Annotated in this window: 15 protein-coding genes and 1 pseudogene; 9 read left to right on the top strand and 7 right to left on the bottom strand. The window is 59.9% G+C overall.

The genetic code is table 11. The annotated features are described in order from the left end of the window. Window positions 1-38: 38 nt before the first annotated feature. Complete coding sequence (tnpC, locus tag AC1VNY_RS20860) at window positions 39-1,703, top strand: IS66 family transposase (RefSeq protein WP_482406604.1); 1,665 nt, start codon at window positions 39-41, stop codon at window positions 1,701-1,703. 236 nt (window positions 1,704-1,939) lie between these two features. On the opposite strand, the gene AC1VNY_RS20855 is transcribed toward tnpC, so the two are convergent. Then, window positions 1,940-2,710: a DUF6328 family protein gene (locus AC1VNY_RS20855; protein WP_482406603.1), complete on the bottom strand. Its 771-nt coding sequence runs from the start codon at window positions 2,708-2,710 to the stop codon at window positions 1,940-1,942. 475 nt (window positions 2,711-3,185) lie between these two features. Between AC1VNY_RS20855 and AC1VNY_RS20850 the strand changes: the two genes are divergently transcribed. The 6 genes from AC1VNY_RS20850 to AC1VNY_RS20825 all read left to right on the top strand — a co-directional run bounded on the left by AC1VNY_RS20850 (window position 3,186) and on the right by AC1VNY_RS20825 (window position 6,231). Then, window positions 3,186-3,404: a hypothetical protein gene (locus AC1VNY_RS20850; protein ID WP_482406602.1), complete on the top strand. Its 219-nt coding sequence runs from the start codon at window positions 3,186-3,188 to the stop codon at window positions 3,402-3,404. Window positions 3,405-3,586: 182 nt separating this feature from the next. Beyond that, complete coding sequence (locus AC1VNY_RS20845) at window positions 3,587-3,715, top strand: hypothetical protein (protein ID WP_482406601.1); 129 nt, start codon at window positions 3,587-3,589, stop codon at window positions 3,713-3,715. A 1,434-nt stretch (window positions 3,716-5,149) separates the two neighbouring features. Continuing rightward, window positions 5,150-5,338 (top strand): hypothetical protein, encoded by a 189-nt coding sequence (locus tag AC1VNY_RS20840; RefSeq protein WP_482406600.1) that lies wholly within the window; start codon window positions 5,150-5,152, stop codon window positions 5,336-5,338. Window positions 5,339-5,525: 187 nt separating this feature from the next. Next, entirely contained in the window at window positions 5,526-5,726 is a 201-nt protein-coding gene (locus AC1VNY_RS20835; RefSeq protein ID WP_482406599.1) for a hypothetical protein, read from the top strand. Between the two features lie 34 nt (window positions 5,727-5,760). Continuing rightward, window positions 5,761-5,889, top strand: coding sequence for a hypothetical protein (locus tag AC1VNY_RS20830; RefSeq protein WP_482406598.1), 129 nt, complete (start codon window positions 5,761-5,763; stop codon window positions 5,887-5,889). A 54-nt stretch (window positions 5,890-5,943) separates the two neighbouring features. Continuing rightward, a complete protein-coding gene (locus tag AC1VNY_RS20825; protein WP_482406597.1) occupies window positions 5,944-6,231 on the top strand; it encodes a hypothetical protein in 288 nt (95 codons plus the stop codon). 140 nt (window positions 6,232-6,371) lie between these two features. Here AC1VNY_RS20825 and AC1VNY_RS20820 read toward each other — a convergent pair whose 3' ends face one another. The 3 genes and pseudogenes from AC1VNY_RS20820 to AC1VNY_RS20810 all read right to left on the bottom strand — a co-directional run. Further along, on the bottom strand, window positions 6,372-6,890 hold the full coding sequence (locus tag AC1VNY_RS20820; RefSeq protein ID WP_482406596.1) for a hypothetical protein: 519 nt from the start codon (window positions 6,888-6,890) through the stop codon (window positions 6,372-6,374). Between the two features lie 33 nt (window positions 6,891-6,923). Next, the gene (locus AC1VNY_RS20815) at window positions 6,924-7,127 is read right to left on the bottom strand and encodes a hypothetical protein (RefSeq protein WP_482406595.1); all 204 of its coding nucleotides are present in this window, start codon (window positions 7,125-7,127) and stop codon (window positions 6,924-6,926) included. Between the two features lie 910 nt (window positions 7,128-8,037). After that, window positions 8,038-8,144 (bottom strand): annotated as a pseudogene (locus tag AC1VNY_RS20810) (non-homologous end joining protein Ku); the annotation flags it as partial. Between the two features lie 369 nt (window positions 8,145-8,513). Here AC1VNY_RS20810 and AC1VNY_RS20805 point away from each other — a divergent pair. Both AC1VNY_RS20805 and AC1VNY_RS20800 read left to right on the top strand, forming a co-directional pair. Then, entirely contained in the window at window positions 8,514-8,732 is a 219-nt protein-coding gene (locus AC1VNY_RS20805; RefSeq protein WP_482406594.1) for a hypothetical protein, read from the top strand. A 59-nt stretch (window positions 8,733-8,791) separates the two neighbouring features. After that, window positions 8,792-9,007 (top strand): hypothetical protein, encoded by a 216-nt coding sequence (locus tag AC1VNY_RS20800; RefSeq protein WP_482406593.1) that lies wholly within the window; start codon window positions 8,792-8,794, stop codon window positions 9,005-9,007. A gap of 192 nt (window positions 9,008-9,199) precedes the next feature. On the opposite strand, the gene AC1VNY_RS20795 is transcribed toward AC1VNY_RS20800, so the two are convergent. Genes AC1VNY_RS20795 through AC1VNY_RS20785 form a run of 3 tightly spaced genes read right to left on the bottom strand, consistent with a single transcriptional unit; the run spans window position 9,200 to window position 14,450 of the window. After that, a complete protein-coding gene (locus tag AC1VNY_RS20795; protein WP_482406592.1) occupies window positions 9,200-10,450 on the bottom strand; it encodes an adenylate/guanylate cyclase domain-containing protein in 1,251 nt (416 codons plus the stop codon). Continuing rightward, window positions 10,447-10,836 carry a response regulator gene (locus tag AC1VNY_RS20790; RefSeq protein ID WP_482406591.1) on the bottom strand — a complete coding sequence of 130 codons (390 nt, stop codon included), beginning with the start codon at window positions 10,834-10,836 and terminating at the stop codon, window positions 10,447-10,449. The genes AC1VNY_RS20795 and AC1VNY_RS20790 overlap by 4 nt, the downstream gene beginning before the upstream one ends. Continuing rightward, window positions 10,833-14,450 carry a GAF domain-containing protein gene (locus AC1VNY_RS20785; RefSeq protein ID WP_482406590.1) on the bottom strand — a complete coding sequence of 1,206 codons (3,618 nt, stop codon included), beginning with the start codon at window positions 14,448-14,450 and terminating at the stop codon, window positions 10,833-10,835. The genes AC1VNY_RS20790 and AC1VNY_RS20785 overlap by 4 nt, the downstream gene beginning before the upstream one ends. Window positions 14,451-15,059: the final 609 nt, after the last annotated feature.

Raw genomic sequence — 15,059 nt, 5'->3', positions numbered from 1 at the left:
CGATTTGAATCTGCTGCTCGATCTGATTCAATGGCTTCATGACATCGAAGCCGGACGATCTTCCTTCTGACCTCGCGAGCGCCTACCTTGCGCTGCTGGCCGAGCGAGAGACGTTGCAGGCTGAGCGCGATGTCGCCGTCGCGGATGCCGCCAGTGCGCGGGCGGAGCTGTCGGACAACGAAGCGCTGATCGCACATCTTGAGCTGCGGATCGAGAAGCTCAAGCGCGAACTGCACGGGCAGCGATCCGAGCGCTCGGCACGGCTGCTCGAGCAGTTGGAGTTGGAGCTCGAGGAACTCGTAACCACGGCGAGCGAGGATGAGCTTGCCGCTCAGGCGGCGGCGGCGAAGACGCAGAACGTCCGTCCCTTCACGCGTAAGCGGCCGGTGCGCAAGCCTTGGCCGGACGATATCGAACACGAGCGCGTCGTCGTTGAAGCTCCAACGACCTGCGCCTGCTGCGGTGGATCACGGCTGGCGAAGGTCGGCGAGGATGTGACCAAGACGCTGGAGGAGATCCCGCGCCGCTTCAAGGTCATAGAGACGGTACGCGAGAAGTTCACCTGCCGCGATTGCGAGACGATCAGTCAGGCGCCTGCGCCGTTCCATGCCACGCCGCGCGGCTTCATCGGTCCACAATTGCTGGCGACCATCCTGTTCGACAAGTTCGGCATGCATATCCCGCTCAACCGCCAAAGCGCGCGCTTCAAGAGCGAGAGGATCGACCTGTCGTTGTCGACGCTGGCGGACCAGGTCGGCCACGGGACCTTCGCCGTCATGCCGCTCTTCCACCTGATCGAACGCCATGTGCTCGCTGCCGAGCGCCTTCATGGCGATGACACTACCATCCGGATCCTGGCGAAGGGCAAGTGCACGACCGGACGGATCTGGACGTATGTACGGGATGATCGGCCCTTTGCCGGGCCTGCGCCGCCTGCGGCGGTCTATTACGCCTCGGGTGACCGACGAGGCGAGCATCCCCAGAAGCATCTGGTCGCCTTCGCCGGCATCCTGCAAGCCGATTGCTACAACGGCTTCGAGCCGCTGTTCGATCCGCAGAAGAAGACACTACCAATTACGCCGGCGTATTGCTTTGCCCATGCCCGGCGAGGCTTCTTCGAGCTGGCTGACATCGAGAAAAATGCTCGGGAGGGCAAGAAGGGTAAACCGGTCTCCCCGATCGCACTGGAGGCGGTCAAGCGGCTGGACGCGTTGTTCGAGATCGAGCGCGCCATCAACGGCTGTGACGCTGACGACCGGCGCGCCGTCCGCCAGGAACAGAGCAAGCCGCTTCTCGACGACATGCACGCCTGGCTGCTGCGCGAGCGCGAAACCCTCTCGCGCTCGTCCGAGGTCCTGAAGCCGATCAACTACATGCTCAGGCGCTGGGAGGGCTTCGCCCGCTTCCTCGACGACGGCAGGATCTGCTTGACCAACAATTGCGCTGAACGCGCATTGAGAGGCATCGCCTTGGGACGGCGCAACTGGACCTTCGCCGGCAGCCAGCGTGGGGCCAACCGTGCCGCCATCATGCTGACGATGATCACGACGTGTCGGCTCAATGACGTCGATCCAAAGGCCTGGCTTGCCGACGTCCTCACCCGTATCGCCGATCTTCCCACTTCGCGTCTGCACGAACTGCTGCCCTGGGAATGGAAGCTTGTGCGCCAGGCTGCAGAGCCCTCCGATCAGCGGGCCGCCTGATCTTCACCCAACGCCATCATAGCGCTCTCGAGACCCGCGCGCATGCTTCGATCGGGCGGCCCTCGTCGTGTGCGTACGCTCGATCTGGACATCGAAGCGCTGAGCGTAGAGGTGGAGAGAGGCCTCATGGGCGGTATACGACGACGGGCATCCACGGCGTGGGCCACGGGCCGCCCGCGGCTAAGAGACGCTGCATGTCGATGCAGAGATGCACTGTGCGATCGCCGGGTGAGGCTTTAAGCTGCCCCATGGCGGGCTCTCCGATGCCAAAGCGGAAAACCGTACCATGCCGCCAGGAGGCAAACGAACGCGGAAGCGCTGATCGCAATGGCGGTAGGTGGGTCTTCGCTTACGATGTAAAACACGGCCGCGATCCCGAGCGCGAGAGGAAGCACGGCTGCAATCACAAGCGCGGACCCGATGCGAAAGAATTGCGGGTCGTCCTCGCCATGATAGGCCAGGCGATGCAACGATGCGGGCGTCATCAGGAGAATGATCGAAAATGCCACGGCGAGTAGCCCTGCCGCATGGACGGCCTGCATCCAGCCGGGTAAGGCCTGGAAGGATCTTGTCAGCGCCGCCACCAATTGAAAGCCGAGCAGCGCCTGCCCGCCGGGTATGATGACGCGTGCTTCGGTCAGAAGCTGCTCGATCTTTGTTTTGAGCGCCGTCTCACTCTCCGGGGGTAGCGGCTTAGCTTTCCGGCGCAAAGCCATTCCCAGCCCAAAGAGCAGGCCAAGTCCGATCACGGCCAACCCTACCCCGACGGCTACGCCGACTTCCTGCCCAACAAGGAAATCGAAGATGACGAAAGCGGATGCGCCAAGGCCAAGCGTCAGCGGCAGAAGGCTCCAGCCAGTCAGGTTTGTCGTGACATGGAGAGCCCGGTGTCGGCTTTGGCCATGGCAGGCAATGCAGTGATACATGGAGGGAGCAATGACGAGACCAACACTGCTGCAGAGCAGCACCAACGCCACGCATTGAAGTGAATGCCCCGCCGGCGACACATCGCGGAAATGCCCCCTTGAAAGGCAAAGCCGAATAGAACCTGCGCACCCAGGATGAGGAGGCGGGATTCATCGAGGGCGGTCTTGAGCCTGGCATCAAGTTCTTTCGTCATTGCATTTTGATGAACCTTTTGTTGCGCTGGCTGGTTCCAATATAGAAGGCTGGTGAAAGGTAAGGACTGCACCGTTTTCGCCACCTGGGAGCGAGCGTCGCTATGCGAATGAGATACTCCGCGGATGCCGGACGTGCGGTACTGCCCGACGCCTAGGCCTCCAAGGATTGCTGAGGCCGCTGCGCAGATCAAAGGTTGTAATTTTTCCAGATTAGCCAAGTACTGGGCCGGCTTGCAGTCCGCCAACGATCAGGGCAGGCTCGAGTACCACGAAAGCGGGACGTTCGTGAGGATGCTACCGGCTGGAAGCCACCTTTTCGCGTGATAATGTAGGCGAGCAGCAGCTTTGCAGGCCAGAGCTCATGCCTACCTTGGATGAACAGATAGCAGTCACCAGACAGCACGTTGAGGATGGGCGCCGCATTGTGGCGAACCAGCGCGAGCGCATTGCGAGCGGCAAGACTTACAATGAGGCGGAGGCCCGGGAGTTGCTCGATAAATTTGAGCGGGCGCTGGCATTATTCGATAGCGACCTGAAGCGGCTCTTGGATCAGCGGGATTCAAAGCGCGGCACCGAATAGAAACAGCTGAGAAAGGCCGGTTCGCCTAAAGTCGATAGAGCCGATCACACAGCTCAACATCCGGCAATGCTAACCTACGAGCCTACTGCTCGATTGTAATTCGCAGATGGTGGTTGCAGATGGAGTTTATTGGACACCCGATGAGGGGACGCTTCCTCGTTCGGCAGGGTGGCAACGGTTGAATGGTCTACGATAGCCAACTCAAAGGACCAGCCCAGATAGAAAAGAACGGCGCGTTTGCCGAGAAGCTGACAAAAGAACAAGCCGTGATTATAGCGGAGCGCTTGGCGGCTCAAAAAACCGGAATCTGACCAAAAGAATGACCCCAGCGAGGGGGTGCACGCTGAGGCCAAGGCGGTTTGACCGATCCATGAGATGACAGGCTCAGATCAACAGAGCGCCGACGCCTGCGATGAGCGCTACGAACGATATCGCCGTCAACGCCATGAAGGTGTACTCGACGCCGTCGTGGTGACTGAACCTCACATTGCGCGAGGGTGCGGCCGAATAATCGTTTCCGCATTCACTTAGGCGGGTCAGGAGTGGTGTCCTAATCGACGCAGAGAAACGGCCCCAGCACTCTTGGAGGGTAATGCTAGGGCGCAGGGCGCTTTGGAGGCCCGGTTTGATAGCCTATCGGGCTACGTGCATCCCGCACAAATTGCGCTTTCAGCGAGAGGCGACCTAGCTTAGTCTGCAATAAATGCCGCACGACGAGGTGTGCCATGGCCGAAATATTGGTCCGCGTAGGCATCGTCCTTTTAGGTATCTGTCCTGTCGCGATCGCCGCGATTGCGATGTTCCTCTAAAGCTGGCAGCTTTTCATTGCGAGTCGGCTGGCGTTGGACTGGCCGCATAGAGGGCCCCGGCGACTGCCTCCTTGGCCCCCAAAAGTTGCCGGGGCTCTCGCCAATTCGTAGATTGAGCGATGAAATACGATCGCGCCCCTACTCCGCCCCCGAGAAAGCCGCCCGCAGGCCCATGGAGCATGCCCGCGCGTTCGAACCGATCCAGGACGGCCGGATCTACATCGAGAAGATCAACTATCCGATGACTACCAGGACAAAGCGAGCCCGCCGAATACTCGGCCGGCCTGCAGCACGCGATCGGCCAAGGCTGGCTCGAGTACCACGAGAGCGGGACGTTTGTGAGGATGCTGCAGCCGGGCAAAGACTTGATCGCCTGACCGAGAGCCACTGGGCCTATCGCCTCTGCCGTTCTGACATGACGTACCAATATCCGGTCCCCACCGCGGCAGCCGCGCTGAGCACCCCGACGATTGCGACGATCCCTTCCACCAGTTCCATGCCGCCCCTCATTAGCCCAAAGAAACGGCTCCAGCGCGTGGATCTACACTGGAGCCAAGGCTGCGTCGTCCCTGAGATGCGAAGTTCAGCCGATCAGAAGCCAGCCTAGCTGGCGATGAGCGCGACAAGCGATATCCCCGCTACGCTATAAAGCTGAACTCACATCTAAATCGGTCCTGCAGAATACAGAATACACCTCGGATCGGCCGGGTGCTTTGCCGTATATCAGTCAGCGGTAGTGTCCCATCCCAGGTCGAAGTGCGCCGACATGTCCTGAGCCGTCGAAAGGATTACCTCTTCTTGGTAGTAAGTTTTGAGCGCCCGGTGAGTCTGTCAGGCTCTGGCCGGGAATTTCCGGCACCGCGCCACAAGATAGGTTCCCCCGCACGCCTACAGGATGTATGTAAGCTTGTTCCGTCGAATGGAACGGGTGAGCCCATGCGCTCCTATTCGGCCTATGTCCTCGATAGAACCGGCCACGTCACCCGACGTATAGACCTGACCTGCCTCGACGACGAAACGGCGAAGGAGCAGGCAAAGGCGCTTGTCGATGAAGCGGCGATCGAGCTATGGGAAGGTTCCCGCTTCATCGCTGAATTCAAACCAGCTATTGGCCCCGCTTGCTAATCGCGGCCGAGGGAGACGTCCCAGTTCGAAATTTCCGACGTTGTCCGTGGCTGAATGGAGTTCCGCATTCGGGAACAAACCCGCTAGCAATGCGTTAATCAATCATCACCGACCGAGGCTTTGTCCGTAGGCGTTGGTGGCTGAGAGACCGAGCGCGCTCCCGCCTGCAAGCCAGGGAGCACGGCCATTGGTCCAGCCTGTTCATCGGGTTCACGATGAAGCCGCCCAAATCGTCAAGCAGATAGCATTCGTCCGCAAACTCATCGAAGTGGCGGCCGAACTACTAAAACTGCCGCGGCCTGACACCTTCCTCGGCCGCAAGACGCAGGAGCCTTTCCCGCAAGAGGAGAGAGCCAGTACGGGAACCCAAAATCCTAACCTGGGTTAAGTTGCCGTCAGTGCTTTTTGGCGGAGAAGAAAGCATGTTGGACGACTACTGGTTTCGGCTCGCCAAGTTCGAGGCCATGAAGCGACGAATTGAAGCCGGCGACGATCTCATCGATCGACAACTGGCTAAGTCTTACGCGCTGCTGAATCGTACCAACTATTGAAGAAGCCCGAACCCGACCGATCCCAAGGCGACGCGGGAGAGTAAAGCCGTTTCAGTGAGTGCCTTGCATGGCTCCATTCCTGCAGTGGGGACAATTTCCCGTGGCATTCCGGTGCAAGGGCCACAGACCAATTGCTATCTCCTGTGCATGCCAAGCACCTTCACCCACAGGGGCGTCACTTTCGACGTGAAGCGCCTATATGACGATCAATTCGAGATCATCATTGAGATCGACGGAGAAACGACCCGCCATACGGTGCGCACGCGATTGGCAGAGCTAGCAAAGCGCCGGGCCGAGATGCTGATTGATCGCAAGCTGAAGACGAAAATTAGACCTGTGTAGGCCTCCGCAGGTGGCGGCCTCATAACAGAAAACGGCCCCAGCACCTTTGGGGGCCTAGAGGCTGGTGCCGGGGCCAGTCGTCCTATGATGAATCGGGACGTGACCCGAGGCTTTAAAACTAACAGCGGTGTCAGAAATTGCTACTCCTTCCCGATGCGGTTGGGTGTCCCAGTTTGTCGTTTGTGGCGGCAAATGAGAAAGGGCCCCTGCGGCGAAGCTGGGGCCAGTGTGTAGCTGGGCGTCTCAGTGCCTGATGCGGTGGCACCGAACAGGGTGGCCAATGCCAATACTTGCGCTTCGTTCCTGCCCATAAAAGAGACCCCAGCATCCGGATCATGCTGGGGCCAAAGGATCGCCGAGCCGCTGTCCGCCAGGAAGCAGCGCTCGTCGTTCGAGGGCTGAAAAAATACGAAATGAAAATTACCTGCCCTGTTGCTCAGACTATTCAAACCGAGGCTGGTTCCGGAAATAACCCGTGTGAATCCTGGCGAGACAAATTGCCGCTTTTTCCTCCTCTTAACGATATTGTTGAAGAGGGTTTGTCTCCAGGGCTCGGTCTCTCCCGCACAAGAAGAGGCCCGGAGACGCGCTAAATCGGGGCCTCTGCTGCGGATGGCGTGGGCATTTAAGCGGGCGGCGTTGATGCCCTGGTCGGGCACTGACTGGAAATCCTGATTGCCAACCGATGCAGGCTAGTGCGAGGTAGAAGTCATCAGCCTCTCCAACCGCGCCTCGCGGCCCATCAACTTGAGCGCCTCGACGGCCGAGCGCTCCTCCGACAGACGCCGTTCGACGAAGCGGATCTCGATGTCGCTCAGCTTGGTACGCAGCAGTCCCTGGTAGCGCTCGATATTTCGCTCATGCGACCGCAATTGTGCAATCTTCTGTTCTTCCATGTAAGTCTCTCCCATTCTAGGAAGACATACATGCCCAATCGAGGCATCTTACGGCGCTCTGCATCACGGAATGAGAACCGCAGGCACGGGCTTCGTCGGCAACGGAACAAGCGTGTTGGGTTGGTTTCTGACCGTCGCCAGAATGGCAAGCACAATTGCGGCAACTGCCAAAGGTTTCGCCATGAACTCATATCTAAAATAATCAAGAAAAATCGTGGGGAGTGTAGCACCTTGATTGCGATACTCTTGTGAACTAACTGCGCATCCGCCAATGGCTGAAAAAGCTACGCCACCGGGCTAGAAATATCGTGTCCCGGCAGCGCCATAATCACTGGGCCCCTGAAATCCCCCAGCGCGTACGCTCCTAGCACCCATTGCGCCGCACATTTGTGAACTAGTTCACATCCGCCCCCCGTAGAACCACGGCTATCGCCCAATCAAAATGTCTTCGCCGGATTCGCCAAATCGACGCGGGCTACTTATCTCGCTGAGTATGCACGTTGCCCGAAAGTTCGTCGAGATTCCAGCCGAAGTCGCGAGGCAGTTTGCCGCCGATATGCGGGCGTTCCACGCTGAGTACGATCCCATGAAGCGCGACGAGATCGCGGCCAATACCCGACACCTACTGCTAGAGCACATGCCGAAGGGATCGAAGCTACGGCTTGCGGACGTTCTCGACCTATTCGAGCTGATGCGATGACTGAGCCGGCATGCATTCTCTGCGACGACACCGGCTGGGTCTGCGAGAACCACCCGGACCAGCCGTGGACTGGCAATCACGCCTGCAGGTCGCTCGCGCGCCCTGCCCGAAGTGCAACAGGCCGAAACCGGATGATGAACTTCCGCGGCTGCCGCGAGGCTTTCGGAGCATGTTCAGCCGGCGCGGTCGCTAAAGATTGCCCTTGCGCTTATCCTTCATGATCTTCACGTCCTGGATGTCCTCGAAATACCGGCTGAATCGCGCACCTCATGGGGATAGCGCAGCAGCATGCCCATCAGGCCGTTGTCGCGCGCCTGCTGGATCTGCCAAGCATATCGTCGAGCAGAAGTCGGGCCACTTCGAGCCGGACAAGTTCGAAGACCATTATGAGCAGGCGGGTTGGCCCTTGGGCTTCTGGTCGAGCAGCTCCTGTAGCGATCGCAGCGACACGTAAGCCCGCGCCGAGCAACCTGTTCAACCTGATGGACGCCCTGAAGCAGAGCATCCAGAGCGAAGGCAAGGCTGCGCCCGCGAAATCCACCAAGGCAAAGAAGGCGCCCTCCAAGCCGCGCCGCAAAGCGGGCTAGTGGACCTCGAGGGCCTGGTTTCGAAACATACGCCGGCCGCTCGAAGAACTGGATCAAGGTCAAGAACCGGACGCATCCGGCGATGTCGCGGAGTTTAGAGTGAACGAATTGGTTTCGGCCTGGTTGAAGGACCTGGTCCCCTACACGATGATCGCCACAGGTTTGGTGTTGGTGGTGGCCAGCCTGATAGCTAGATCGCGCCGAAAGCAATTGCAGGCGCAGCTGGACGAAGCGGATCCGGGAAGAACCTCGCGGCAGCAGATGGCGCCGCTTCCGCGCTTGCTTTCCACTGAACATAGAAAAGCCGACGCCGATTAGAGCGGCAAACCGTCATCTTCTATTATCTCTCGAGCTATATCCCAAGGCGGATCAAGCCGATGTCTGAGATCGAAGTCTATACAGGCCGCTACGAACGCGAACATGGCCACACGCCGTCCGGACGCCGCTTATGGCAATTCACCCTGGTTTCCGAGACCGGAGCACTGCTCTACGAGATCAAGCTCCGTCAGCAGATGATCTACCCGACGGCGCTGGCGCGCGCCCGCGCGACCGCCGAACAAAGAAACGCGTTCCGGATCATTGTGGAACCGTAGGGCTGCGGAACGAATTCCGTCCATAGACCGACGCTTGGGCTCATCTAGGATTGAATTCCGGACGATTGCTGGGCCGAGAGAGTATGGGCCTATTCCTGCAACGGGATGATCTCCCGTAGCTTCCCGGTGCAGGCCCACCAGCAAGCAGGGCGAGCTCTGCATTGCCCTGCAGCCGGCCAAGAGCCCATGGCCCTAGCCGAGTTGCATACGGGAGCCTTTCGCTCCGTTGAGTAGCCGCTTGAGATGAAAGCCAGCGAGTGGGTCGTCGGCATGCACTCCCACCAGCGCGGCAAAGGCCGGCATGGCCGAAGCGTCCTCGGCCTCGAGCTTGGCGAAGGCTTGGGCGTATCGTGCGGTCGCTGGCGCCTCGAATTCCGCCGGGGCGAGCGGTTCATAGGCGCGCAACGGTTCGCTGCGCCCGCGCAGCAGGAGGTCGCCGACCGGCCGTCCCTTGAAGTCTGCCGCTGCACCCGCAACCGCAGCACTAACGCAGACCCGTGTTCCCAACGTCTTGTTCGCTGTCTCGAGCCGTGCAGCGGTATTGATGGTATCGCCATAGGCTGTGTAATCGAAGAAGCGACTGCCGCCGAAATTGCCAACCAGGGCGGGGCCAGCGTGCACGCCGATCCGTGTGGCCCCGAAATCGACACCCTTTTCCTTCCAGCGTCCGCGGAACACCTCCGCCCATCGATCGATCGCCTGCGCGCAGGCTATAGCGCGGTTAGCGTAGTCGGCCTGCTCGCCGGGCGCGTTGAACAGCACCTGGATCGCATCGCCGATCACCTTCGCCACCGTGCCCTCATGAGCGAAGACGACGTCGGTCAGGCCGCCGACATATTCATTAAGCAGCTCCGCCAGCACTTCGGGCGCGGCGGTTTCGACCAGCGAGGTGAAGCCCGTAATGTCGGTGAAAATGACGGCGACATCACGCCAGTGCACCTGCATGTCGTTACCGTCGCCGCCTGTAGCAAGACGCTTGGCAAGCTCAGGCGAGAAATAGCGGGACAGCGAGGCGTGGGCGCGCTCGGCTTCGACCTGGCGGCGGCGCGCCTCGCGCAGCATGTCGATGTGACGTATCGTTTTCTGAATAGTCGTTTCCAGGTCGGCAAAATCGATCGGCTTGGTAAGGAAATCAAACGCGCCCCGGTTCATCGCCGTGCGGATGTTGCTCATGTCGCCGTAGGCGGAAACAATAATGGTCGACTTCTTTTCCTCGGCCTCCTGTAGTTTCGCCAGCAGCGATAAGCCGTCCATGCGCGGCATGTTGATGTCGGAGACGACCAAGTCAACGTCGGGATGCGCCTCGATCGACTGCAGGGCTTCAAGGCCGTCATGGGCGAAGACGAAACTGACCTGCCCGTCGCGAATCTGACGGCGGAATTTTTGCAGGACGAGAGCCTCCAGATCCGGCTCGTCGTCGACTACCAGGATGGTGGCGGTCATGCGACCTGTCCGAGCCTTGCGTCGATCTCCTGGCGAAGCTGCCCGAAGTCGATCGGCTTGGTCAATAGAGCGTCGGCGCCACGCTCCAATGCTGTCCTGCGGGTTTCCGCGTCACCATAGGCCGTAATCATGATCACGGGAACGTCGGGCCGTCTGGCTCGTACCTCTGGCAGCATTTCCAGCCCGCTCATTCCGGGCATGTTGATGTCCGATAGAATCAGGATCAGCGAGGGATCGCGAACGTCAGCGGCCCGCTGAAGTGCCGCCGGCGCGGAAGCGGCGAACTCCATGAAAAACCGGCCGGCACGCAGCTCGCGCCGAAAATGCTGTCGATACAATACCTCGACGTCGGGCTCGTCGTCGACGACGAGAATGTAAACGCTCAACTCGTGCCTCCGCTATTGCCTTGTACTGCCACCATCCGCGGCAGGGTAATGACGAACTCCGTAAATTCTCCCGGCTCAGTCTCGACGGCGATCCTGCCGCCGTGCTGTTTCACGATGATGTCGTGGCTCATCGAAAGGCCGAGCCCGGTGCCTTCGCCGGCGGGCTTGGTCGTAAAGAAAGGATTGAAGATCTTCGCTTTGATCTCCTCCGCAATCCCGACGCCATTGTCGCGGATTCTAATCTCCACTTCATTTGCCAGAGCCCGCGTGGTTGCGCTCAATGTCGGCTCAAAGGCATCGCCGGCAGCTTCCTTGCGCTTGTGAGCCGCATAGAAGCCATTGGAGATCAGGTTGAGCAACACCCGCGTGATCTCCTGCGGGTAAAGCTCCGCCGTCCCGGCATTCGGATCGAGGTCGCGTTTGAGCATGACGTTAAAGCCGGATTTCTCCGCGCGTGCGCCGTGATAAGCAAGGTTAAGGCTTTCCTCGACAATTGTATTAATGTCGGTCGGACGACGTTCGCCCGTCCCCTCACGCGAATGCAGCAACATGTTCTTGACGATGGAATCGGCACGTTTGCCGTGCTGCACGACCTTGTCGAGATTGCCCTTCAGCATCTGCGCAAGCTCGTCCACGTCGGTGCGGATCTTGTCATCGAGTTCCGCATTTCCAAGCAGCTCGTTGAGCTCGCCGATCAATTCGGCGGACAGCGCAGAGAAATTGTTGACAAAATTGAGTGGGTTCTTGATCTCGTGCGCGATGCCGGCAGTGAGCTGGCCGAGGGATGCAAGCTTCTCGGTCTGCACCAGGCGGTCTTGGGCGGCGCGCAATTCATCGAAAGATTTGGCCAGTTCGCGGGTGCGAGCTTGAACCTCCTCGAACAGGCGGACGTTGCCGAGCGCGATCACCGCCTGATCGGCGAAGGTCTGAAGGAGCGTGACCTGCTTGTTACTGAAGGGCTGCACCTCGGCGCGGCGAAGTACGATCGCGCCAATGCTCCCACCTTCGCTTAGCATCGGCACGGCTAGAATGGTACGGCAACCATCCTGTCGCGACATCGCTTGCGCAATAGGAACGTCGCGGCCTTCATCGGAGAGGACGTCGTGCAAGTGGATCGGCATCCGCTCGGCAATTGCGAGCCCCGACACGGAGGTGCGGTCGTCGATCCACGTCTGAGTGCCCATTCCGATCGATCCGTAATGGGCGCGAACGACGAGATCCTGCCCCTCCTTCAGGACCAGCACCGAATCATAGGCCTCGCAGAGCTCACAGGCGCTCTCGACGATGGTGCGCAGGACCGGCTCAACGTCGGTCGGCGAGGAGGCGATCACCTTGAGAATATTGGCACTTCCGGTTTGATAGGTCAGAGCCTCGGAGAGGTCGCGCGTCTTTGATTGCACTTCTTCGAACAAGCGGACGTTTTCGATGGCAATAACGGCCTGGTCGGCGAAGGTCGAGACGAGTTCGACCTGCTTGTCGGTAAAGGGCTCAACCACCTTGCGCGCCAAAAACAGGACACCGATGGGCTCTCCCGAGCGAAGAAGTGGAACGCCGAGTAGAGTGCGATATCCGGCCGCTTGCTGCATCTCCGGATAGGAGTAATCGGCATCGGCGAGGACGTCGGCGATCTGGACCGCCTTGCGCGCCAGAAGCACCCTTCCGACGAGACTACCGCGTCCCGGATGGAGACGAACGGCGTCTGCGATCTTCACCCAATCGATCGAGAACTTGTAGTTGGTTACGTGGTGGTAGCCGCCCGTTTCATCTTGCCGGGTCATCGCCGCCATGTCGGCGTTGCAGAGCTGCGCGGCCGATTCGGTCAGGGTGTCGAGTACGGTTTGCAGATCGAATGCCGAGCGGCTGATGACCTTAAGCACGTCGGCGGTCGCGGTTTGCTGATTCAAGGCTTCGGTAAGGCTGCGCGTCTTCGCCTGCACTTGTTCAAACAGTTTGACGTTCTCGATCGCGATCACCGCTTGGTCGGCGAACGTCGCTACCAGCTCGATCTGCTTGTCCTCAAAAGACCCGACGGCGAAGCGAAACAGGTTGATGACACCAAAGGCGTGTCCCTCCCGAACGAGCGGGACGCCGAGCGCGGCCCGAAACCCTATGAGTTCTTGTGCTCGAGGGCGATTGAAGTGTGGATCAGCGAGCACGTCCGGGACGCGAACGGGACGCCCATCGAGAATAGTCCGGCCGAAAATCGAGCTGCGGTCTGCTTTTGTCGTGTAGGTCTGGAAGTGATCGACCCATTCGGGTTTGCAGCCATAGGTGGCGGCAAGCCGGTAGTTGCCCTCGTCCTCGTAACGGATTGTTCCAATGTCGGCGTCGCACAGCCGACAGGCTGAGGAGAGCAAGGCATCCAGCACGGTCCGCAGATCGAACGCCGAGCGACTGATCACCTTAAGTACATCGGCGGTGGCGGTCTGCCGCTGCAATGCCTCGCTCAGCTCATGCGTTCTCGCCCGAACCTGCTCGAACAGGCGTGCGTTCTCGATAGCGATCACTGCCTGGTCGGCGAAGGTTTGCAATAACTGCACGTGGTGATCCACGAACGATCCCGCTTCGACTCGCGTCACGCTGATCAGACCGATCGGCACACTGTTGCTCATCAATGGCGCGAGCAGCATGCTGTGGAAGCCACGCGCCCGAGCGATCTGCTTGATCTGCGAGTCTGGAAGTGCCTCGATATCGCCGATCTGGACCGGTTTGCCAGCCTGTGCGAGCCCGAACGGCTCGAAGCGAGCGACGGAGGTCGGAAATCCGGCCTTCAGCACCTCGTCAGCGGCCGAGCTTGTCGGCGTGAAGGCCGCGAGGTGCGCAATGTCGTCAACGAAGCGGAATACCGCCGTCGAAAAGCCGCCGATAAGCCGCTTGGCGCTGCTCGCGATGGCATCGAACACCGGCTGTACGTCGGACGGTGACGACGCAATGACCTTCAGAATGTCGGCAGTGGCGGTCTGCCGCTCCAGCGTTTCCCTGGTCTCGTTGAACAGGCGCGCATTCTCGAGCGCGATCGCCGCCTGGTCGGCAAAGCTCTGCAATAGCAAGAGCTCATCATCCGAAAACGGTTCGAGCCGGTCGCGATGGACGATTAGGGAGCCGATCGCCTTACCCCGGTTGCGAAGCGGCGTGCCACACATGGTTCGCGTGCCAGCGGCCCTGGCGTGCGGCAGGCCGGGAAACTCAGCTAGATCGGGATCGAGATTATCGAGATTCGGCACGTGAATCTGCTGGTTTCGTCCGACCACCGCGCCGGGCATGTTGTGGCCGCCGACTTTGATGGCGGTCAGCGGCACTGCCGCACGGATAAGCTGGGCGCTCGCTCCGTACCGGTAGGCCTTTCCCCATTCGCCGTTCTCGGCGAGCTGGATCGAGACGCTGGAGGCGCCGATCAGCCGGGCGGTGGTCTCGGCGATCTGTTCCAGCGCTCGGTCGGCGTCGCCGGAGGCGCCTGCAATGGTGGCGAGGATGTCCGCGCTGGCCGTCTGGCAATCTCGCGATTGTGCCAGCTCGCGTTGCAGCCGTTCGGCCTCAATGGCGCTCGATTGCAGCTTCTGCTCGAGCATGGCGATCCTGCACGCAAGATCGGCGTCTTGGGACAGCCCGGTCATCGATAAATCCATATCGCCCAGCGCCCGAAGGCGCCACGCCAACACCATCTGAAAGCCCAATTATCCCACGGTCAGGCGCCGCCGACCAGCAATAACATTGCAGATTGGGTCGAAGACCTTCTCCCGGCCGAGGCAACCCGGGCTCCTTACAGATGCCATTTTTTGCTGACGTTCCGTCTCGGCGCGAAATTTTCAGAGTACTTTGAGCACGAAGCCGCAGGCGATGGCCGCGGTGTACAAGACCGTTCGTGTGTTGTGCCGGCGTTGACGCGGAGAGCAGCCCTGGAATTACGGGTCCCGCAGATTGAGGGTCATGAAAGCTGCCATGAGACCGGCGTGCAACGATTTACGTGCTGATGGAGGTTGTGATGGAGTCTATCCGAACTTACCCTCGTGTTGACGAGGACGTGCGCTGCGAACGCCTTCACGCCAGACAATTCTCTCTGAGGACAATAGGTCTTTGTTTCAAGCCGTGATGCCTACACCCGGCTACTGGCTAATCAACCGCGATCGACCGGCGGCCCGAAAAGCCAATCTACGTTCCATTGCAAAGGAGCGGAACGAAGTCGGCATGTCGGCGCCGCGTGGGGAGCGTTCGGTTTGCTCGGC

Source organism: Bradyrhizobium ferriligni, assembly GCF_056837965.1.
The sequence above is the reverse complement of the archived record's forward strand: the minus strand, read 5'-3'. Positions and strand labels throughout refer to the sequence as shown.